Genomic DNA, 19,980 nt, shown 5'->3' with positions numbered 1-19,980 from the left:
ACCCGCTGCCTAACGGCAAGCGGGTTTTATGCTGTATGTTGTAGGGGAAGTGTAAATCCTCTATAATAAGAAAATCCCGATCTCCTGAAGAGGAGGATCGGGAATGATATTGAATGGGATTAGAATACTTGCATAACTTCTTGTACGCCTTCTACTTCCTCAAGAAGGGCGCGTTCAATCCCGGCTTTCAAGGTGATCGTGGAGCTTGGGCAGCTGCCGCAGGCACCCATAAGTTTCAACTTAACGATGCCGTCTTCTACATCGACCAGTTCAACGTCGCCGCCATCGCGTTGCAGGAACGGACGAAGCTTATCCAGCACTTCCAATACTTCATCATACATTTCGGTGCTTTGTGCATTCTCACTCATTTCTCAATCACTCCTTTCATAAGTTCATTATAGTACAAAAAGTTAAAAAATAAAATGGTTAGGCGGAATAGGGAGATCATCATGAGACCAATTATTGAATTTTGTGCCAGTAACATGGGTCACGGAACAGACAAGCTAATGCATAAGCTGGAGGAAAATCCAGATTACGATGTGATCGAATACGGATGCCTGAACAATTGTGGGGAATGTTATTTAACTCCCTTTGCCATGGTTGAAGGTGACATCGTTGCTGCAGATACGGTTGCCGAGCTAGAAGAGAAAATTGATGCTAAAATCAAAGAGCTAGAGGCTTGGTTCAACATGGATCTTGACTAAATGCTTTTTGTGGAAAATAAAGGGCTGCTCTTTTCCGTTATAAATACGGAAAAGAGCAGCCCTTAGGTTTATCCTAAAGTGCGTTTTGACATCCAGAGCACCCCGCTCTTAAGGATACGGGGAACCCGTCCTTTGACGGAGCGTTGGCCCATCAGACCAAATCCAGCTTTCTTGCCTAGTGAGCCTAAGGTACCCTTTAGACGAATAGGATGAAGCTTAGGGGTCTCGCCGCGCCACATGGCTTGAATAACCTGAGCAACCTGCTCACCCTGCGCTCCTGCGGCTTGTGCGCTTGGAGCGAACGGCAGGCTGGCACAGTCGCCAATTACATACACTTCTGGATAATCAGGTACACGATAATATTCATCCAAAATGATTCGTCCTCCGCGATCCTTCGGGACTGTTAATTCCTGAACAACCTTCACAGGTTGGATCCCTGCGGTCCATACTGTAACATCTGAAAGAATTTCCTCTGTACCGTTAAAAAGCGCATCTTTCTCTACATGGGATACGGAGACACGTCCAAGTGTCTGTACTTGATGGTGGTGAAACCATTCCTCCACGTACTGTGACAGCTTCGCAGGGAAGGCAGATAAGACACGTTCACCGCGATCCAGAATAGCAATATTAAGATCTGGTCGGCTCTCCCGAAGCTCTGCCGCCAATTCCACTCCACTTAGTCCTCCGCCTACAATGTTTATAGTTCCATAAGGCTTCACATCGTTTAAACGTTGGTAAGTTTCGCGTGTCCCTGCAAAGGTCTGGATACTGCAAGTATATTGATCAGCTCCAGGGATGTTATGGTAATTGTCGGTACAACCTAGTGCAATGGCAAGTATGTCATAAGACACAGTCTCGTCAGGCTCCATTGTAACGATTCTACTCTCCAAATCAATGGAACTCACCTCACAGTAACGGATAGTGAGACGGGGATGAACCGGAAACTGGATCCGCAAGTGATAGTCAGTTACTGTACCTGCGGCAAGCGCATAATATTCCGTTTTGATTCCTTGATAAGGCATTCGGTCAATTAAGATAATTTCAATATCCTGTGGAAGGTGATTATTGAGCAATTCTTGAATTAGGGCCAAGCCGCCATAGCCGCCGCCCAGAACGAGTAGTGTTCTCATGCTGACCGAACTTCCTTTCCAATATAGGATAACGGATCTAGGTAGTCTTTTATTCGTATACCTTTATCGCATTGTAGAACGTGTCGCGTTCTACTGGAATTCGTCCAGCACCTTTTACTAACCAGATCAATTCATCGCGAGTGAGGCCTTCAGGTGTTAAGGCACCAGCCGCATGGCTAATGCGTTCTTTAAGAATAGTACCATGTACGTCAGAAGCACCGAAGTTCAGTGCAACCTGTGTAAGCTGAGGACCGATATTAATAAAGTAAGCTTTGATGTGATCGAAATTATCCAGCATCAATCGGCTGATCGCAATCGTCTTCAGATCCTCATAAGCGGAGTTGCGGCGCATAATTCCTGCATTCTTGTTCTTAGGCTGCATAGATAATGGAATGAATACCATAAAGCCATTGGTTTCATCCTGTAGATCACGAATCTGCATCATATGCCGGATACGATCCTCATGAGATTCAATCGAGCCGTAGAGCATAGTCGTATGGGTCTTCATGCCAAGCTGATGTGCTGTCCGGTGAACTTCTAGGTATTCTTCCACATTAGCCTTATCTACACGCATTTTTTTACGGTATTGATCGGATAATATTTCTGCGCCACCACCGGTAAGCGTCTTAAGTCCAGCAGCACGCAGCTGTTCCAGCACCTCACGAATACTCAACCCGCTAATTCGGGTAAAAAAATCGATTTCGGCTGCAGTGTATGCTTTTAAGGTTACCTCAGGAAAACGTTCATTCAAGGCTTTTAAAGAATCCACGTAATACTGGAAAGGAACCTTGTCATTATGACCGCCGACGATATGAAATTCGCGCACACCTGGATGAATATGCTGTTCGACATATTGCACCATTTCCTGACCGGAAAGGGTATAAGCTCCCTCTTCTCCATCATCTTTGCGGAAATTGCAGAATGCACAGTGAGATTCGCAAACATTGGTGAAATATAGACTCATGTTTTCGATAAAATATACCCTGTTGTTGTTCTTTGCGAGATTGACTTCATTTGCTAACTGGCCAATCGTAAGTAGGTCGTTACTTTGATATAAATAAACGCCATCTTCTAAATTCAATCTTTCGCCGCCACGAACTTTTTCAATAATGTTCATCATTCGGGCGTCTGTTTGGGGGGTGAAAAGAGTAGACATATAATAAATTCCTCCTGAAAGTTTTACGGGGTCCATTGCCCGCAGATAATTCCCAGACTTACCCAGACGGTAGCTGTTCATTCATGAAAATAAATCGGAGGTTTAGCCTCCGTGACAAATTTCCGAATTTTTACTTATGTTTGCCTTCCTTATTATAAACCTCTCTTATAAGGGGATCAACAGCTGGATATGGATGGTTTATTTTGGTGCGGCAGGTCAGGCATAAGGCAGTTGTGACTTGAGGGTAATGGAATAGTCGGTTATACTGAGTTTATTAAGTATATATTTTTAAGAAAGTAATTTTTGACCGGAAGGTCCCTTAAACATAAGTTTTTCTGTTGAAGTAAGTTAATTTATAGGAGGATATGATCATGATTAATATTAGCGAAAAGGCAGCAGAACAATTAAAGGCGATGCTTGCTGAACAAGAAGTGCCGAACATGTTCCTCCGTATTGGAGTAACGCCCGGCGGTTGCAGTGGATTCTCTTACGCTATGGGCTTTGATGATAATGAAACCGATCAGGACGTATATATGGACATCCAAGAAATGAAGGTTGTCGTGGAGAAAGAAAATCTTCGTTACCTTGATGGTCTCGAAATTGATTTTGAAGAATCCGGCATGACAGGTGGCTTCACTATTAATAACCCGAACGCTACTGCAACCTGTGGCTGTGGCTCAAGCTTCCGTACAGCTACGGATGCAGGAAAACCGAACGAAGAGCCTTGCTAATCGCGACGTTACGCCTTCAAGCCCCATGTTGAGTTCTACAACACGGGCTTGGAGGCTTTTTTATTCTCAATGACAAAAGTCATCACAAGGAGCTCTAAGCATGCTAATTAGGAAATTAAACGCAGAAGAACAACCACCCTTACATTTGTTGTTATTAGCCGATCCTTCCCTAAGTCTTGTTGAAGCGTATTTAAAAAGAGGGCAATGTTTTGTAGCTGAAGTGGAGAATTGCATTATAGGTGTCTATGTTTTGCTACAAACGAGACCTGAGACAGTGGAGCTAGTGAATATAGCCGTTGATGAGAATCAGCAAAGTAAAGGGATAGGAAAACAGTTGGTGTATCATGCGATTCAGAATGCGAGATTACTTGGTGCGAAGACGATTGAAGTGGGTACGGGAAATTCTAGTGTAGGACAACTGGCTCTTTATCAGAAATGTGGATTTAGGATTACCGGAATCGATAGAGATTTTTTTATCAGACATTATAGTGAAGAGATTGTTGAAAATGGGATCAAGGTAGTGGATATGATCCGTCTTACGCTAGATATATGAGTGACATACAAACAAAAGCCCTCCGATGGAATTCCTCGAGAGGGCTTTTGTTTGTTCCTGCGTACAATTAGGCTGGAATAATAAACTTGTAGTTAATCATAAACACGATGAGCCCTGCGGCTCCAAGGGAAAAGGCAATACAGCCAGCACCCAGTGCTCTGCGTCTGTCTTTAATGAATTTAAAGCCAATAGCGCAGATCAGTATAGTCGTTCCAGCCAATACGATGGACATCCCAAGCATGGCCACCCAATATAATACCTCGAAAAACTGAGCCATTCCGAGCCCTCCCCGCGCTGTTTTTTAGCGAGCCTCTAATTCATTATTATATAGTAGGAATTGAAAATGTAACCGCTATTAATAATACAACGATTTTGAAGATTATTCTAGTTATAGTGAACTCATCCATTGCGATTTAGATGTCGAATGTTCAGAAATGAGGTTCTACAAAATCTGCAATCTAACCTGCGAGGTTGAGAATGTTGTCGATACAAGCTCTAAGCCCTTTTTGCTAAGAGCTTCCTCCTACACGGACAATCATACAAGAGGGTGGGGCCTTTTCTGAGTAATGTATAGGGTAGGCTGGAATGTGAAAGGAGGGAAAGGACGATGTCGGGAAGACAATTGGCTAGCAAATGGTTGAAGACAGAAGCATTGCTCAGTGACGCGAGGGTTTCTCATTATATACCAATGACGAGGGTGTATTCGGCTGACTCACTGTTAGCCATGCTCCGGAGATACGGAAATGTTGTTATTAAACCAATAGTTGGCGGTGGAGGCTACGGTGTAATTAAAGTGTTTCGGGATAGTCGAGGTTATGGATTTACTTATATGGACAGAACTCGAATTTACAAGGACTTTAGATCCATGAGACGAGCGCTTCATTTCGTCAAGGTTAGACGTAAATATTTGATTCAACAGGGGATTTCTCTCGCCAGAATTGGTGGGCGTCCTATTGATTATCGGGTCAAAGTAGTGAGGAATGGCGGTGTTTGGGAGTTTCGCTCTATGGTGGGAAGATTGGCCCGGCCTGGCCTGTTCGTAACTAATTTATGTAAAGGAGGCACGATGCTTTCTTGTCGAGAAGGACTTCGCAGATCCTTGCCTCGAATTAAAGCCTCAGCGAAGAAAGCAGAAATGCGCAGGCTGACGCTCGTATGTATCGAACTGATGGAGCGGCATTTCCCTGGAATAGGCGAACTGGGTTTTGATTACGCCGTGGATTATTCAGGTAAAATATGGATTCTGGAGGTTAATACAAGACCTCAGTAAATTAACAAAAATTTTAGAATTGACGATAATAGAGTAGTAAGATAAAATTGCGTTTAGTTGCGTTCTTTTGGGGTAAATTATATTGTGATTTATTTACAATAAAAATATATTTTTAGCTGTATACAAGTGGTTCAGTCCTGTGTATAACTATTATCCCCATATTCCACTGTGCAGTTATCACCTTTGTAACGCTTACGCACATATTATACACAGGATTTCCACATGTACTTGTGGATAACACGAACGCTTGTTCGAAAAATGATAGTTTGATATGATAGATTCAGATCCAAATACAGGAAAGGTAGATGAACGTTATGGTTGAATTGTCCGATGAGATGCTTCTAGACTCTTACCATAGAGCGATAGAACTGCAACTAGAGCATGATTTCATCGCTCTTCTACTCGTTGAGATTCGCAAACGAAACTTACACTCTCCAGTTCATGCGGTTCTTCATTAAAAGAGCGCAAAGTATACCTTTGTAGCTGGCTACATATAAATAAACCGCGAGTCACAAACATAAAAGGGTATCCTGATAGGCTAGTATTGATAGGCCTGTCAGAATACCCTTTTTTATTATGGTAGATAGAATTAGAGTTTCATATTACTACTGTGTCCTGGTGAAAGCTTGGCTTCCGGATCGATGTAGACTTTTGCATTATTCACAGCCGTTGGGGCTTCGCCGAATCCTACAGCAATTAGCTTCAGCTTACCTGGATATGTGGTGATATCGCCGGCTGCAAAGATTCCCGGAATACTCGTTTCCATACGTGAGTCAACGACAATGGAGTTCCCTTCAATATCGATACCCCACTCTGCAATGGGTCCCAGAGAGGAAACAAATCCGAAATTGACGATTACACTGTCGACTTCGATTTCTTGTGTTTCCTTGGTCTTGATATGAGATAAGGTAACCTTAGTAATAAACTCGTCACCATGCAGTTCTGTAATTTCAGTAGGTGTAATTACGTTAACTTTGGAAGCCATCAGATTCTCTACGCTGTGCTCATGCGCACGGAATTTATCCCGGCGGTGAATCAGGGTTACTTGCTCCGCGATCGGTTCCAGCATTAGTGCCCAGTCTACTGCGGAATCTCCTCCACCGCTAATCAGAACTTTTTTATCTTTAAAGGCATTTAAATCATTTACAAAATAATGAAGGTTGGCTTTTTCAAACCGTCCTGCGTCTGGCAGTTCTAAACGACGAGGTTCAAAAGCGCCTACGCCAGCTGTAATGATAATAGCTTTACTGTGATATTCTGCTACATCAGTTGTAACAACAAAATGGCGTTCGTCCCGTTTCTGAACAGAAATTACTTTCTCCTCCAGCCGGATATTCGATTGGAACATATCCATTTGCCGTGTCAGGTTGTCAACCAATTCTTGTGCAGTTACTTTTGGAAAACCTGCTACATCATAAATGTATTTTTCAGGATAAAGTGCAGCAAGTTGTCCTCCCAATTGGGGCATACTTTCAATAAGTGTTACTGATGCCTGACGCATCCCACCGTAAAATGCGGCAAACATGCCAGCTGGACCGCCACCTATGATTAAAAGGTCGCTCATAGGAACGCCGGATTGCTCTTGTGTCACGGGATATTACACCTCCGAGTTGATATATTCATTTTGCCATACTTGTATTCTTTCTTATTATAAACATTGTGACACATACCTGCAAAGAAAGACTTTAGAACACAATAAGAATGTGACGTTTTTTAGTATTTTAATGTTTGATTAATAGTACACTAAGGTTTACAATGGATATGGTCAATTTAGAAATCCTTTAAGTTTGATTGGAATTTCTTCTAAATATAAGTGTATAAATTCACAAAAAGGACCGTACATTGTTTCAATAAAAAATACAAAGACAGATTTACCTCTTGGAAGGAGCCGGAACATGAGTAGTATTCCCAAAATCGTAATCTTAGGCGCGGGCTATGGGGGTATTTTGACCGCACAGCGCTTACAGAAGGCTTTGAACTATAATGAAGCGGATGTCACGCTCGTAAACCGTCACGAGTACCACTATTTTACTACCCATCTACATATGCCTGCCGCGGGTACAGACAGTATTGAACACACTCGGGTGTCTATTTCTAAACTAATCGATGAATTCAAGATCGATCTCGTTAAGTCATCTGTTCAGGAAATTCGTACCCAGCAGAAAAAGATTATTTTGGAGGATGGTACTCTTTCGTATGACTATCTCGTCATTGCTTTGGGCGGAGAGCCTGAAACATTCGGTATTCCAGGACTTGATAAATACGCACTGACGATCCGGAGCATCAACTCCGTTCGTTTGATTCGTGAACATATTGAGTATCAATTTGCCAAATATAAGAACGAGAACAATGCTCAGGAGCATATTAATTTCGTAGTCGGTGGTGCCGGCTTTAGCGGAATTGAATTTGTGGCCGAATTAGCTGACCGCATCCCTGGGTTGTGCAAAGAATTTGACGTTGATCCAAGCATGGTAAATATATATAACATAGAAGCTGCTCCAACAGCTCTGCCTGGATTTGCTCCAGAACTTGTTGAGTATGCGATGAACTTGCTCACTAAGAAGGGTGTTACATTCAAGATGGGCGTTGCGATCAAAGAATGTTTACCAAACGGTGTAATTCTGGCATCAGGCGAAGAGATTAAGGCTTCTACAATTGTCTGGACAGGCGGAATTCGAGGGAATCGTCTGATTGAAGCTGCAGGATTTGAAGCTATGCGTGGACGTGTGAAAGTAGATGAATATTTACGTGCACCAGGCCAAGACAATATCTTCATTATTGGAGACGGCTCCTTGATGATTAACCCAGAAGGGCGTCCTTATCCGCCAACGGCACAAATTGCTATGCAACAGGGAGAGTGCTGTGCACATAATTTGGTGGCTGCGATCCGTAATCAACAACCCAAGAAATTCGCATTCAGCAATAAAGGAACAGTAGCTTCTCTAGGTAAAGGTCAAGGGATTGCTGTAGTTGGCAGCAAAACTTACAAGGGCTGGACTGCAGCTCAATTGAAAAAAGTTGTGGATATGCGCTATTTGTTCATTATCGGTGGGATTCCGCTGGTTCTGAAAAAAGGAAGATTCTTATAAGATGCGTCACTGCAGCGTGCAGGTGCGTGGATTGCTGACCCGAGAAGAATTGGACCGATATAACGGACTGATTGAGGTTGGATCTTATCTGGAGGATCAGAATCAGTACGATCTAGCGTATGTTGTTCAAAAGGAAATTGATCTGCTCATTCTCCCTGGCATTGAACGCTTAAAGGAAAAAGGGCGAGCGCGTGACAGGGCTACGGCTGAATATTTGGAAAGTCTGCGTGATGATGAAGATGACAGCGAAGAGGATGAGGAAGCAGGAACTTCGTTATAGCGTTTAAAAAGGGTGAGTCTCCATAAAGATCTGGAGACTCACCCTTTTTGTTATTACAATTACAATTTAAGCATTTCTTCAAAAGAATCCTCAGTCAGCAGGTTGCCGACATAGAAAGGTCCGAATTCGCCGTAGCGAGCACTGACTTCATCAAAGCGCATTTCGTAAACCAGCTTCTTGAATTGCAGCGGATCTTCAGCGAACAGGGTTACGCCCCATTCCCAATCATCAAAACCTACGGAGCCGGTGATAATTTGTTTCACCTTACCAGCATAACCACGTCCGATTAATCCGTGAGAAGCCATCAGCTCCCGACGTTTATCCATATCAAGCATATACCAGTTATCGGCGAGCTCGCGTTTCTTGTTCATTGGATAGAAGCAAATATGCTTCGCTTGCGGCAAAACAGGTTTTAGACGTGCGATAACATGCGGATTCTGCATAGGATCACTACCATCGCTGCCCCCCGCAAGGTAATTGCTTAATTCAACAATACTTACGTAGGAATAGGCTTTAGTTGTATATTGAGCAAAAGCGATTTTGTTAAAGGCCGTCTCAAGCTGGTTCAAATCTTCCAAGCTTTCGCGCAAGAACATCATTACGAAATCGGCCTTCTGGCCAACGATGGAATATACCGCGGAGCTGCCTTGTTTGGCTTCTTCGACAGGACTCCATTCTTGCATAAAAGCATGTAATTCTTCCAGAGCAACGGCACGTTCTTCATCATCTGCTGCCGTCCATGCGGTCCAGTTCAGTGAGCGGAAGTCATGCAATGCATACCAGCCTTCCAGTGTCATAGCGGCTTCGTTCATGATCTCACTCCTTAAAAGTTTTACGAAGCATAGGCTCCGCTTGAAATAACATCGCGTAAAACTTGCATCGGAAGCATACGCTTTGTTTTACGAAGCATAGGCTCCGCTTGAAATAACATCGCGTAAAACTAGCTACGAAGCTCCTGCATCATAGACTATGTATGATTTATTAATCTATATGCATTGTATCGCAATCAAGTTGCTTAGAGCAAATGATGACATTCCGTTGTAAGAGTATTAGACCTAATTTTGAATAAAGTTCATTGCTTCGTGACATTTTTTCTAGTAAACTTACTACTAGCTCGTATAAGATGTGCGCTTCTTTATAGAAAGGGGTAGTGACGGTAAGATGGGGTTTATTCCAGTGTTTATCCTAACCGTTTTATTCTTTGTGATGATGTTTGGTATTGGATTTATTCTTAACATGTTAATGAAGACAACCTGGTTTCCCGCTTATCTATTCGTACTTATTATTCTACCCGTCGTAGTCTATTCCATTTGGGATAGAAGCGCGATGTCGCTCTGGGAGCATCTCTCCAGTTTCCACTTTGTTGATTACTTAACTGGTGTCGCTGGTCTTGCAGGTGCTATATTGAGTGGATGGACCATTCAAAAACTGCGCTTTGGCGGTTACAAGATGTTTTAAAGATTTAATCGGAAGACCTGCGGCTCTGATGTGAGAGTCGTTTTTTTGAACATATAAGCTTTTAGTTCTACGCTAAGAATCAATTTTGAAATTCAGCGAGAAACGGAACCTTCCTCATTTCCAGAGGACAGTGAAGCCGTTTCTTCTTGTTTAATAGAGGTAGATAATCGTATGAAAAAGCTGATTATATAGCGAAAAGAGTCGGAATTGGTAGTTTATTTACATTTCCGGCGACGTTTTTTATGATAGAATAGAATCCTGTATGAATTCGTGAAAACAAGGGGGTATCCGTAGATGCGCATGAGTAACTTACATCATTTCACCGAACATCATCGGTACTGCGTTTCCCGCGAATTTGGTCTTAGTGTTATAGATGGACGTATGCTTAGCTCTGTGTATCAGCCTATGGTAGGAGCTTTTGCAATCAGTTTCTATCGCTTGCTGGTTGAACATGTGCCAGCAGATAGCATTGGCTATTCTGGAGTGGAGCAACAGCGCAGATTATTTATGACGCTAGGCGTTGAACCAAATGAGAAAGGCCGCAAATATTTAATAGATCAGGCTTCCCGGTTAGAAGCGGTAGGTCTGCTACAGACCTGTCGAATCTATGTGCCGGAAACCGATGATTACTTATATGAATATGAGCTTATGCCGCCGCTATCGCCAGCTGACTTTTTTGCCACTCAGCATTTGACGTTGCTGTTACGCGATAAAATCGGCAAATTTGCTGTGCTGTCCTTACGGGAACAATTCTGGAATCGAGAGCCAGAAGAATGGAGTCGCAGATCCATAGGCAAAGAGAATATCTCCGTGCCTTTTTATGATATTTTTCAACTTAATACACATGTCATTGATTATGAGCTGGAGCAGGCACTTGCAGAAGTAGCCACTGTGCGTCAGCCTGGTATGCGTGAATCTGGAGAACAAGCGATTGGATATAGTGATATTATTTTGCGTTTTCCAAGAGAGTCCGTGAACCGGGCTCATGTAGAAAAACTGCGTTTTGACCATACTCAAATGGGTGTTATTAACTATGTAGCTCATAAGTACGAACTCAGTCCGCAGGATTTATGTCGTCTGCTGGATGAAGATGGCGTGTTCTCACCGGATGGCGAGGTTATTCTGGATGCACTGCAATATAAAGCGAGCCAGCATTTCAGGCAGGATATGAAACGACAAGAAAAGCGTGAAGTTGCTGCTGCTAAGGTTGTTTCCATCCGTTCCAGTGCCTCTGAAGAGAATGATGATTCTATAGCACCACCGGAGCAATCAGTAGAGATGGAGTATTATGTAGAAGTACCACCACAATTTTTGTCCAAATGTGACATCCACCAATATAATATGATGCTGCGGAACGAACCTTATACGCGGCTGCTTCAAACTTTTTTCCCAGGTGCAGTACCCAGTCATTTGATGGATATGTTCGAGAAAATAGATTTGAACTATAAGCTAAGCGGTGAAGTAATCAATGTACTTATTCATTACTTAATGACTATGGTAGCCTCAGGTGGAGAACAGCGAATGAACCGCAATTTTGTGGAGGCTATCGCTTCCAATATGCTGGTTAAACAGGTGAACACCTACGAAAAGGCTGTAAAATATATCAGGGATCAGTCCAAAGTGAAAGGCAAGGGAGCTACAACTAACACGGCGGCAGGATCTCGATCACGTTCATATGCCAAAAATACAGGTCGATCCGCTAAACCGGAAATTCCGATTGTGCTGGACGATGGAAGTGCCGGAACGGTATCGGAAGAGGAATTCGCGGCGATGATGAAGAAAGCGGCAGAAATTAAAGCCAACAAGAAAAAAGGCGTTTCCCAAGCGCCGTAATGAAAGAGAGGTGGAACTATGGAGTCTATGGGCGATGTGCTTCGTTCGATTAACAATCCAACTCTACGGCAGCGTCAACGCGATCTTGAACAGGAGTTATTCAATCATCCGCTTGTGAAGGCATTACAGTCTGAACATCCTGAGTTAGATGATTCGCGACTGCGGCTTCATATGAGCCGCCTGTATCAATATGTAGAGGAAAGCCGCCACTGTGCGAACTGTCCGGGTCTAGAGAAATGTCCGAATGATTTCCCTGGTCACTTTAGCAAACTTACGGTCGAGAGCGTGAATGGTTCGGCGGACTTATATGAGCGCAAGACGGCATGCCGGCTTAAAGTGGCACAGGATAATCAGGATAGCATCCGCAAACGTATCCGTAGCTTTTATGTGGACGAGCGTGTGCTCAATGGCGGTTATGATGAAATAGATATTATGGGCAAGGATCCACGCCGGGTCTCTGCTGTTAATAAAATATTTGATTATATCACGAGCGTTAAAGAAGAGGGTCTGACCTCGCGCGGGATTTATCTACATGGGACTTTCGGAACAGGCAAAACATTTCTGATGTGTTACTTGCTTCATGAGCTTGCTGTTGCCGGCTATACTGGAGTTATCGTATATATGCCAGATTTTATCGAGGATTTGAAGTCGATCATGATGGACGGCCAGAAGATGAAGGAAACCGTAGATACGTTGAAAAACTGCGATTTACTTATTTTTGATGATATTGGTGCGGAGAACTTGAATCCATGGGCGCGTGATCATGTGCTTGGTGCGATTCTGAATTATCGGATGAACCGTAAGCCAACCTTCTATACCTCGAATTATCCGCTCGATGGATTGGAGAAACATCTTAGCTTTACAAGCAAGGATGGCGAGGAGATTTATAAAGGCCAACGTTTGATGGATCGTATTGCTCCTTTTGTGGATGTCATTCCACTGCATGGGGAGAATCAACGAGGGACGATTAGATAAACTTGAAATATTCATAACCGTAACATTCAAAAGAGCAGCGATTCTCCTTTTATTGGAGGATCGTTGCTCTCTGTTTTTTCTTATTTACTCTCAAAAACAGAAGCCGCCCCCTAAGTAGCATTCACTACTTTTGAGACGGCCTCTGTTTATATTGCGATGATTCCCTTACTCCGAAATGAACTTAATGATAACCATGCCGAAAAAGACAACGGTCATAAATGCAGTCATTCCGAAAAATCCATTCATTAAATCGCCTAGATCATTGCGGGGTTCTTCGTTGATATGTTCTCGTGGGTCCCGTGCTTGCGCGTTGACATCCATAGCTTCTGCCTCCTTACAGGGACAATGCCTGTATTGTTAAGATGCAAATTGAGTTGACCATTATGAAATAAGTCATTGACATTTAATGCGCTTTCTTAGAGTATACCGAAAGGCTGGGGAGATTGTAAAGAAAAGAGTAACGTAAATAAAATTAGTTTGAGGGCAATATAATTGTATGTGATATATAACATATCCCTTAAAGATATGTTATACTGGAATTGTGTCGGTAAGTGGTAATTTGGTTATCATATTACATGAAACAATTTATTAACTTATATTTTCGGAGCAGCTTCCATAAACTAAGCTTTGGTTTAGAGTGGAGTAATGTTTCGTAAAACTTTAGAGGAGGAACAATATCATGGCTATCGTGAACGTGTCTGACCAAACCTTCAGTAACGAAGTGGAAGGTCAAGGTACTGTAGTAGTAGACTTCTGGGCTCCTTGGTGTGGTCCTTGTAAGATGATTGCTCCAATCTTGGACGAATTGTCCGCAGAACTGGGAGACAGCGTGAAGATTGCAAAATTGAATGTGGATGAGAATCCGGAAACGGCTTCCCGTTTTGGCGTGATGAGTATCCCAACCCTGATCTTCTTCAAAGACGGTCAACCGGTAGATAAAGTTGTGGGATTGAACTCCAAAGAATCCCTGAAAAATATCGTAGCTAAACATCAATAATTGTTAAATGCTACTGTTCGGGCCTCGGCCCTGCCGCTCAGCGCCTTCGGTTCATTCCGGAGGCGTTTTGTGTGCTGAATGCCAATTAATTATGGGTCCAATTTAGCTGGAGGGGATCATTTTGGACAATATCCGCAACAAACTGGCTCTATTACCCGACCTGCCCGGGTGCTATCTGATGAAGAATGAAGAAGGCACCATTATTTATGTGGGTAAGGCGAAGGTGCTTAAGAACCGGGTTCGCTCTTATTTTACAGGCAGTCATAATGGTAAAACTCAGCGGCTTGTCGCTAATATTGCAGATTTCGAATATATTGTTACGTCCAGTAACATGGAAGCGCTCATTCTCGAGTGCAATCTGATTAAGAAGCATATGCCGCGTTATAACGTACTTCTGAAGGACGATAAGACATTTCCTTATATCAAAATAACGAATGAAACTCACCCTCGGCTTGAAGTCACACGCCGGGTGATTAAAGATAAAGCAAAATATTTCGGCCCTTATCCTAATGGTTATGCTGCACAGCAAACGAAAAAGCTCCTCGATCGTATGTATCCGCTCCGTAAATGTGGCGTAATGCCAAAGGAAGTCTGTCTTTACTATCACATGGGCCAATGCTTGGCGCCGTGTGAGAAGGAAGTGCAGAAATCCGAGTATGAGCAGATTACGCAAGATATCGCTGCTTTTCTGAGCGGAGGTCATGATGCGGTTAAGAAGGATCTACAGCAGAAGATGCAGGAAGCTGCTGAGGAATTATATTTTGAACGGGCGAAGGAACTGCGGGATCAGATTATCCATATTGATGCATTGATGGAGAAACAAAAGATTAACACCACAGATACTAAGGATCGTGACGTATTTGGTTATGCGGTAGACAAGGGATGGATGTGTGTACAGATTCTGTACATGAGACAAGGGAAGATGATTCAGCGCCACTCCTCTGTCTTTCCGTTCTATGGGGAAGCCTACAGTGACTTTATGTCTTATGTGACGCAGTATTACAGTGATAATCCTGCTCTGCCGCAGGAGATTCTTCTGCCGGATGTGCTTGACGAGGAAGCAGTGGTTGATAAAGAAGCTAAACCGGCGATTGTCATTGCTGCTCCAGCCGAAGAAGATCTACAAAAGGGGGAAGATACCCCCGAATCGCCTGAAGAAGTTGAGGCCCGTGAAATGGCCGCTGCGGAAGCATCAGCAGCAGGTGTCGTTGATGCTGCAGGTGGCGCCTCTATTCTACAGGAGTGGCTCGGCACCAAAGTGCTAGTTCCACAGCGTGGCCTCAAGAAGCAGATGGTCGGTATGGCCTGCCAAAATGCTACAGTCGCAATCGACGAGAAGTTCCGGCTTATTGAACGAGATGAAGTACGTACCTCTGGTGCTGCAATGAGCTTAGGCGAGAGCTTGGGGCTCGAACGCTTAAGCCGGATCGAGGCGTTCGATAACTCGAATATTCAAGGGACTAATCCGGTTTCTGCGATGGTTGTCTTCATTGATGGCAAGCCCGCACGAAAAGAGTATCGTAAATATAAGGTTCGTACGGTGGTGGGTGCGGATGATTATGGAACGATGCGCGAGGTCATCCGGCGGCGGTATGAACGGGTGCTGAAAGAGAACCTGCCGATACCAGATCTTATCGTAGTCGATGGTGGTAAAGGGCAGATATCCTCAGCTATTGATATTCTGGAGAACGAGCTGGGGTTATTCATTCCGGTCTGTGGTCTCGTTAAGGATGATAAGCATAAGACGGCTCAGCTTTTGGTTGGAGATCCGCCAGAACCTGTCGCTTTGGCTCGGGATAGTCAGGAATTTTATCTGTTGCAACGGATTCAGGATGAGGTGCATAGATTCGCCATCACCTTCCACCGTGAACAACGTGGGAAGTCCATGGTTACTTCTAAACTGGACTCCATACCAGGTATAGGCGAGAAGCGGCGCAAGGCGCTGCTTAAGCATTTCGGATCACTAAAGAAAATTAAAGAAGCCTCCATAGAGGATTTTAAATCACTTTCTATTGGCGAAAAGCTGGCTAGTCAAATTCTTGAGGCGCTCAAGGATGAAGAGCCAGCGACATAGGCATTCGAAATACTGGAATGATGTATACGTAAATATAAAAAAGGTGTCACAGCAGTTTTCTGCTGTGACACCTTTTTTAATTATAGGTTATCCACCCGTTACTTCTTTAAATTACAGATGTAGGTTCAACCGGCTTAGGTTCTGATTTTTGCGGTGGATTAAACCGATAGACGATGTAGGCGACTATGAACGGCATGATAATCGCGAAGATACCAGCCCCTACATTCACGCTTTCCTTCATAAAGATCAGCGTAGCGCCCATCAGAATGCTGTCAAACACGACGTGACTGAACATGACGGCAATAAAGCCGTAACGAAGGAATATATAGCTAAAGAGCAAACCGATCACGGTCAGCTCAATAGGACGGGAACTGATGGGGTAGATCGGATACAGCGTATGGCCAAACGCCCAAACCAGCGTGGTGATCAGGCAAGCAATGAACGTGCTTCGGAATACTTTTTTCAACATAGGAATTCCGAAAAAACGATAAATGGCTTCCTCGGATAAACCAGCGAGCCATGCAACGATGGGCAGCAGCCAAGCATATCTCATGTTGTAAGGAGATTGAGTAGCGTCAGTAGTGGACCAGTTCTGCAAGGTAAGTGATAATACGATGAACATAAGGGTCTGCACCCCTAGCAGCACGAATGCCCAGACGTATCCAGCCCGGATACTATCCAGAACATATTTTCCATAGCCAGGCTCTTTAGCACGAGGCCATGGGTTCATCCCCTCTTCTTTTTTCCATAGGCCGTCCCCTCCAACTAAAGAAAAATAGAGCAGGGAAGACATTAGGAGGCTATATAAGGCATAAATGATGAACATTATGACGGAAGTTATCTGAGCCTCGAGTCCTTCGCCTGAGGATTCAGGGAGCATATTATAGGTGCTGATCATCATGATTACAAAATAAGCTGAGCTTAGGAATATTCCACGCTTAAAGGAGGTATGTTCTCTTCTAAGTATGCTGTAGATGAGTGCCAGAATTCCTAAAGCTAAAGTAGGCAAACCGTAGCCGAATAAAGTAAACTTTTCCGCGAGAGAGGTCTGGTCCTTTACATAGGTGGTATGCCAGGCTGGAGCGGTGAATCCTGCTTTAAAGCTGGATACCTGTTCGCCAGTGAAATCGAAATAATAGTGTAGTAAGGATTCGCCGATCTGAACGGAACGATCTGTATACACGAGCCCGTAGTTTCCCGTATTCGATTCAATTTGTAGCTTGGCGGGATTTACATCCCATTCCTGAAGCCAGGGACGGGCAAGATTTTCTTTTTGTGCAAGTGATAAGGTAGTACCCTTGTCCTCTTCTTTTGCACTGGTGGATACATTGTTTGGTAATCCGGTACCTGATCCTTCTGCACCTTGTGTGAAAGCGACAACTGCACCAGTATACATATTGAGGTCAACAGAGATCAGTGGCTCTTGTTCCGCTGAAGGACTAAGTGTTACACGGAAAATGTCAAAAGGATATCGTTGATCCAATTTCTTTTTTGTATAGTCCTCCAAAAGCTTCTCGCGGGACATATAACCATAAAAGGAAGAGTCCGTATCGTACAGTACATTCCACTGATCGGTTGGTGCTTTGGTGTAGTTCAGCTTTTGTTCTGCGAATGATATGGCTTTGTCGCGGGCTTCCGCCTTACTGATGACAGTAGTATCTTCCCCGGCAGGGCTATTTAGCACCGAGGGAGCAATTTGAAACATAATAAATAGAATAAGACCGATAATGCCCGAGATGATGAGCCTCTTGGAGAGGGCACGTTGCTGTAAGGGCTGGCCAACGGGATTCATGTAACGCCTCCTTGTAAACTGACAATGTTATGTTCCATTATAGTATTAGTGCCATGATAGTTACAAAAATCATCGTATATTCTTTTTATGGGTAATAGAGATATTATAGAATAGGTAGCTGAATATATACCATGAATTTAAGGTGATTATTTCTTCATTTTTCATGAAAATCGATGCAATTGCAGGGAAAACACGGAAAAGTGATGAGAAAAGGCACTCTTAGTGGTACATCCTCTCCAAACCGCATTTTTCATATGAATCACCATTAATAGTGTCTTTGTGATTTATCGAAATAACATATATAATTTGTATGCAATTGTATATAGCCGAATTTCAGGTGAAAACGGGGGAACCATAAGAAGTAATGAAAAGATGAGTATACGCCATAGGCGTTGTCTTTATTCATCAGGGGTGAATTTCGTTCTAGGAACGAATAGGGCAGCCTGCACAGTCCGAATCCGTCAGCTAACCTCGTAGGCTAATTTACTGCAGGAACCAAGGGTAGCATTGGTTTTCCAGTGCTTTTTTTGTTGGAATTCTTTAAATTTAGATAAGAGGGTGAGCGTAGTGGCTTCACAGTTTCGCAGGGTTTCTGAATCAAAGTTCCTGAAGCTCTCTCCGCCTCAGATTATGGTGCTTGGTTTTGCATCGATCATTCTGATTGGAGCCTTGCTGCTTATGCTTCCCATTTCAAGTACCAGTGGGAATGTTGTGAGTTTTATTGATGCGTTGTTTACTGCAACATCGGCCACCTGTGTGACAGGACTTGTGGTGCTGGACACCGGGACGACATTCACCATTTTTGGGAAAACCGTAATTATGGTGCTTATCCAGGTTGGTGGCTTAGGGTTTATGACAATGGCGACCTTATTTGCCATGATGATGAAACGCAAAATTTCCTTGCGGGACAGACTGATCCTTCAGGAAGCAATGAACCAAGGCTCTATGGAGGGGATTGTTCGACTGATCCGGAGAGTACTTATTTATTCCTTGGTCATCGAAGGCTGTGCAGCGGTGCTTCTGTCCATACGCTGGGCGTTTGATATGCCACTGGGAAAGGCCATTTATTTTGGAATATTTCATGCGGTGTCTATGTTTAATAATGCTGGATTTGATATTTTCGGGGATTTCCGGAGTTTAACCGATTATGTATATGACCCGCTAGTGAACATCGTGGTGATGTTTCTGATTGTCTCTGGCGGTATTGGTTTTATTGTCATGTCGGATCTGGTGGAGTTTCGTGTCAAACGTAAATTATCTTTGCATAGCAAAGTTGTACTCTCCACCACTGCAGGGCTTATTCTTATCGGCGCTTTGGTTATTTTTATATTTGAATTTACGAATCAGCGCACACTGGGGAATTTAAATTTCGGCGGCAAAATATTATCGGCATTCTTTCAGTCCGTATCGCCCCGAACCGCTGGCGCCAATACGGTGGATATTGCCGGACTGCGGCAAGCCTCACAGTTCTTTATGGTTATTCTTATGTTTATTGGTGCATCTCCAGGATCAACAGGTGGCGGGGTCAAGACTACAACCTTTACGATTATGATTGGTGCAGTAATCGCGATGCTGCGCGGACGTGAAGATGTTGTACTGTTCCGTTACCGGTTGGCGCAGGAGCGTATCTATAAAGCGTTGACGCTAACATTACTCGCTTTGCTATTGGTCCTCACGGTGTCGATGTTACTGTCCACAACAGAGGATAGTAATTTCTTAGCGATATTATTTGAGACGACCTCAGCTTTTGCCACGGTGGGACTAACCATGGGCCTGACACCTGAACTGTCTATCTTCGGCAAGATTCTGATCTGTCTGACGATGTTTGCGGGGCGGCTAGGTCCATTGACATTAGTGTATGCGCTTGGACCAAAACAGGGTAAACCATTGTATAAGCACCCAGAAGGTAAAATAATTATTGGATAGGAGTTAATCCGA

The 19,980-nt window shown here is 43.6% G+C and carries 21 protein-coding genes and 1 riboswitch; of the genes, 13 read left to right on the top strand and 8 right to left on the bottom strand.

Going from position 1 to position 19,980, the window contains the following annotated elements; genetic code table 11:
* Positions 1-119: 119 nt before the first annotated feature.
* Positions 120-368, bottom strand: coding sequence for a NifU family protein (locus MHI27_RS25930; RefSeq protein ID WP_042130899.1), 249 nt, complete (start codon positions 366-368; stop codon positions 120-122).
* An 81-nt stretch (positions 369-449) separates the two neighbouring features.
* Here MHI27_RS25930 and MHI27_RS25925 point away from each other — a divergent pair, with 81 nt between their 5' ends.
* Positions 450-704 carry a YuzB family protein gene (locus MHI27_RS25925; RefSeq protein WP_149645001.1) on the top strand — a complete coding sequence of 85 codons (255 nt, stop codon included), beginning with the start codon at positions 450-452 and terminating at the stop codon, positions 702-704.
* Positions 705-772: 68 nt separating this feature from the next.
* On the opposite strand, the gene MHI27_RS25920 is transcribed toward MHI27_RS25925, so the two are convergent.
* A complete protein-coding gene (locus MHI27_RS25920; RefSeq protein WP_405174987.1) occupies positions 773-1,834 on the bottom strand; it encodes an NAD(P)/FAD-dependent oxidoreductase in 1,062 nt (353 codons plus the stop codon).
* Positions 1,835-1,883: 49 nt separating this feature from the next.
* On the bottom strand, positions 1,884-2,990 hold the full coding sequence (gene mqnE, locus MHI27_RS25915; protein WP_076285245.1) for an aminofutalosine synthase MqnE: 1,107 nt from the start codon (positions 2,988-2,990) through the stop codon (positions 1,884-1,886).
* A gap of 371 nt (positions 2,991-3,361) precedes the next feature.
* Between mqnE and MHI27_RS25910 the strand changes: the two genes are divergently transcribed.
* Positions 3,362-3,721, top strand: coding sequence for an iron-sulfur cluster assembly accessory protein (locus MHI27_RS25910; RefSeq protein WP_042191575.1), 360 nt, complete (start codon positions 3,362-3,364; stop codon positions 3,719-3,721).
* Between the two features lie 100 nt (positions 3,722-3,821).
* Positions 3,822-4,274 carry a GNAT family N-acetyltransferase gene (locus MHI27_RS25905; RefSeq protein ID WP_076285244.1) on the top strand — a complete coding sequence of 151 codons (453 nt, stop codon included), beginning with the start codon at positions 3,822-3,824 and terminating at the stop codon, positions 4,272-4,274.
* A gap of 67 nt (positions 4,275-4,341) precedes the next feature.
* On the opposite strand, the gene MHI27_RS25900 is transcribed toward MHI27_RS25905, so the two are convergent.
* Positions 4,342-4,551 carry a hypothetical protein gene (locus MHI27_RS25900; protein WP_042191571.1) on the bottom strand — a complete coding sequence of 70 codons (210 nt, stop codon included), beginning with the start codon at positions 4,549-4,551 and terminating at the stop codon, positions 4,342-4,344.
* 330 nt (positions 4,552-4,881) lie between these two features.
* Between MHI27_RS25900 and MHI27_RS25895 the strand changes: the two genes are divergently transcribed.
* A complete protein-coding gene (locus tag MHI27_RS25895; RefSeq protein ID WP_042191569.1) occupies positions 4,882-5,544 on the top strand; it encodes a YheC/YheD family protein in 663 nt (220 codons plus the stop codon).
* Positions 5,545-5,858: 314 nt separating this feature from the next.
* Complete coding sequence (locus MHI27_RS25890; RefSeq protein WP_036685584.1) at positions 5,859-6,002, top strand: sporulation histidine kinase inhibitor Sda; 144 nt, start codon at positions 5,859-5,861, stop codon at positions 6,000-6,002.
* Positions 6,003-6,133: 131 nt separating this feature from the next.
* On the opposite strand, the gene MHI27_RS25885 is transcribed toward MHI27_RS25890, so the two are convergent.
* Positions 6,134-7,108, bottom strand: coding sequence for an NAD(P)/FAD-dependent oxidoreductase (locus MHI27_RS25885; RefSeq protein ID WP_094877850.1), 975 nt, complete (start codon positions 7,106-7,108; stop codon positions 6,134-6,136).
* A 331-nt stretch (positions 7,109-7,439) separates the two neighbouring features.
* Between MHI27_RS25885 and MHI27_RS25880 the strand changes: the two genes are divergently transcribed.
* Together MHI27_RS25880 and MHI27_RS25875 are read left to right on the top strand one after the other, a co-directional pair.
* Positions 7,440-8,633 (top strand): NAD(P)/FAD-dependent oxidoreductase, encoded by a 1,194-nt coding sequence (locus MHI27_RS25880; RefSeq protein ID WP_042130890.1) that lies wholly within the window; start codon positions 7,440-7,442, stop codon positions 8,631-8,633.
* A 1-nt stretch (position 8,634) separates the two neighbouring features.
* On the top strand, positions 8,635-8,913 hold the full coding sequence (locus tag MHI27_RS25875; protein WP_042191567.1) for a hypothetical protein: 279 nt from the start codon (positions 8,635-8,637) through the stop codon (positions 8,911-8,913).
* Positions 8,914-8,972: 59 nt separating this feature from the next.
* Here MHI27_RS25875 and hemQ read toward each other — a convergent pair whose 3' ends face one another.
* Positions 8,973-9,725, bottom strand: coding sequence for a hydrogen peroxide-dependent heme synthase (gene hemQ / locus MHI27_RS25870; protein ID WP_042191564.1), 753 nt, complete (start codon positions 9,723-9,725; stop codon positions 8,973-8,975).
* A 349-nt stretch (positions 9,726-10,074) separates the two neighbouring features.
* On the opposite strand from hemQ, the gene MHI27_RS25865 reads away from it, so the two are divergent.
* The 3 genes from MHI27_RS25865 (at position 10,075) to dnaI (ending at position 13,179) form a co-directional block, all read left to right on the top strand.
* Positions 10,075-10,371: a YuiB family protein gene (locus MHI27_RS25865; RefSeq protein ID WP_042130887.1), complete on the top strand. Its 297-nt coding sequence runs from the start codon at positions 10,075-10,077 to the stop codon at positions 10,369-10,371.
* A 294-nt stretch (positions 10,372-10,665) separates the two neighbouring features.
* Positions 10,666-12,204, top strand: a complete 1,539-nt coding sequence (locus tag MHI27_RS25860) for a DnaD domain protein (RefSeq protein ID WP_042191562.1) — start codon at positions 10,666-10,668, stop codon at positions 12,202-12,204.
* An 18-nt stretch (positions 12,205-12,222) separates the two neighbouring features.
* Entirely contained in the window at positions 12,223-13,179 is a 957-nt protein-coding gene (dnaI, locus tag MHI27_RS25855; RefSeq protein ID WP_042191560.1) for a primosomal protein DnaI, read from the top strand.
* Positions 13,180-13,344: 165 nt separating this feature from the next.
* Here the strand turns inward: dnaI and MHI27_RS25850 are convergent, their stop codons facing one another.
* Entirely contained in the window at positions 13,345-13,500 is a 156-nt protein-coding gene (locus tag MHI27_RS25850; protein ID WP_143759540.1) for a YqzM family protein, read from the bottom strand.
* A 358-nt stretch (positions 13,501-13,858) separates the two neighbouring features.
* On the opposite strand from MHI27_RS25850, the gene trxA reads away from it, so the two are divergent.
* Together trxA and uvrC are read left to right on the top strand one after the other, a co-directional pair.
* Positions 13,859-14,176, top strand: coding sequence for a thioredoxin (trxA, locus tag MHI27_RS25845; protein ID WP_042130884.1), 318 nt, complete (start codon positions 13,859-13,861; stop codon positions 14,174-14,176).
* 121 nt (positions 14,177-14,297) lie between these two features.
* Positions 14,298-16,250, top strand: coding sequence for an excinuclease ABC subunit UvrC (gene uvrC, locus MHI27_RS25840; RefSeq protein WP_339267016.1), 1,953 nt, complete (start codon positions 14,298-14,300; stop codon positions 16,248-16,250).
* 106 nt (positions 16,251-16,356) lie between these two features.
* Here the strand turns inward: uvrC and MHI27_RS25835 are convergent, their stop codons facing one another.
* Positions 16,357-18,042, bottom strand: a complete 1,686-nt coding sequence (locus MHI27_RS25835; protein ID WP_405174986.1) for a CPBP family intramembrane glutamic endopeptidase — start codon at positions 18,040-18,042, stop codon at positions 16,357-16,359.
* A 314-nt stretch (positions 18,043-18,356) separates the two neighbouring features.
* Positions 18,357-18,536: riboswitch (cyclic di-AMP (ydaO/yuaA leader) on the top strand.
* A 136-nt stretch (positions 18,537-18,672) separates the two neighbouring features.
* Here MHI27_RS25835 and MHI27_RS25830 point away from each other — a divergent pair.
* Positions 18,673-19,968, top strand: a complete 1,296-nt coding sequence (locus MHI27_RS25830) for a TrkH family potassium uptake protein (protein WP_076300399.1) — start codon at positions 18,673-18,675, stop codon at positions 19,966-19,968.
* Positions 19,969-19,980: the final 12 nt, after the last annotated feature.

Source organism: Paenibacillus sp. FSL H8-0261 (assembly GCF_045040645.1).
Taxonomy (GTDB): Bacteria; Bacillota; Bacilli; order Paenibacillales; family Paenibacillaceae; genus Paenibacillus_AQ.
This window is presented reverse-complemented; position numbering and strand designations above follow the sequence as displayed.

What these genes read in the sequence shown, in the direction of transcription:
- MHI27_RS25930 (WP_042130899.1), bottom strand. Translation starts at nt 368, where the DNA reads ATGAGTGAGAATGCACAAAGCACCGAAATGTATGATGAAGTATTGGAA.
- MHI27_RS25925 (WP_149645001.1), top strand. Translation starts at nt 450, where the DNA reads ATGAGACCAATTATTGAATTTTGTGCCAGTAACATGGGTCACGGAACA.
- MHI27_RS25920 (WP_405174987.1), bottom strand. Translation starts at nt 1,834, where the DNA reads ATGAGAACACTACTCGTTCTGGGCGGCGGCTATGGCGGCTTGGCCCTA.
- mqnE (WP_076285245.1), bottom strand. Translation starts at nt 2,990, where the DNA reads ATGTCTACTCTTTTCACCCCCCAAACAGACGCCCGAATGATGAACATT.
- MHI27_RS25910 (WP_042191575.1), top strand. Translation starts at nt 3,362, where the DNA reads ATGATTAATATTAGCGAAAAGGCAGCAGAACAATTAAAGGCGATGCTT.
- MHI27_RS25905 (WP_076285244.1), top strand. Translation starts at nt 3,822, where the DNA reads ATGCTAATTAGGAAATTAAACGCAGAAGAACAACCACCCTTACATTTG.
- MHI27_RS25900 (WP_042191571.1), bottom strand. Translation starts at nt 4,551, where the DNA reads ATGGCTCAGTTTTTCGAGGTATTATATTGGGTGGCCATGCTTGGGATG.
- MHI27_RS25895 (WP_042191569.1), top strand. Translation starts at nt 4,882, where the DNA reads ATGTCGGGAAGACAATTGGCTAGCAAATGGTTGAAGACAGAAGCATTG.
- MHI27_RS25890 (WP_036685584.1), top strand. Translation starts at nt 5,859, where the DNA reads ATGGTTGAATTGTCCGATGAGATGCTTCTAGACTCTTACCATAGAGCG.
- MHI27_RS25885 (WP_094877850.1), bottom strand. Translation starts at nt 7,108, where the DNA reads ATGAGCGACCTTTTAATCATAGGTGGCGGTCCAGCTGGCATGTTTGCC.
- MHI27_RS25880 (WP_042130890.1), top strand. Translation starts at nt 7,440, where the DNA reads ATGAGTAGTATTCCCAAAATCGTAATCTTAGGCGCGGGCTATGGGGGT.
- MHI27_RS25875 (WP_042191567.1), top strand. Translation starts at nt 8,635, where the DNA reads ATGCGTCACTGCAGCGTGCAGGTGCGTGGATTGCTGACCCGAGAAGAA.
- hemQ (WP_042191564.1), bottom strand. Translation starts at nt 9,725, where the DNA reads ATGAACGAAGCCGCTATGACACTGGAAGGCTGGTATGCATTGCATGAC.
- MHI27_RS25865 (WP_042130887.1), top strand. Translation starts at nt 10,075, where the DNA reads ATGGGGTTTATTCCAGTGTTTATCCTAACCGTTTTATTCTTTGTGATG.
- MHI27_RS25860 (WP_042191562.1), top strand. Translation starts at nt 10,666, where the DNA reads ATGCGCATGAGTAACTTACATCATTTCACCGAACATCATCGGTACTGC.
- dnaI (WP_042191560.1), top strand. Translation starts at nt 12,223, where the DNA reads ATGGAGTCTATGGGCGATGTGCTTCGTTCGATTAACAATCCAACTCTA.
- MHI27_RS25850 (WP_143759540.1), bottom strand. Translation starts at nt 13,500, where the DNA reads ATGGATGTCAACGCGCAAGCACGGGACCCACGAGAACATATCAACGAA.
- trxA (WP_042130884.1), top strand. Translation starts at nt 13,859, where the DNA reads ATGGCTATCGTGAACGTGTCTGACCAAACCTTCAGTAACGAAGTGGAA.
- MHI27_RS25835 (WP_405174986.1), bottom strand. Translation starts at nt 18,042, where the DNA reads ATGAATCCCGTTGGCCAGCCCTTACAGCAACGTGCCCTCTCCAAGAGG.
- MHI27_RS25830 (WP_076300399.1), top strand. Translation starts at nt 18,673, where the DNA reads ATGGTGCTTGGTTTTGCATCGATCATTCTGATTGGAGCCTTGCTGCTT.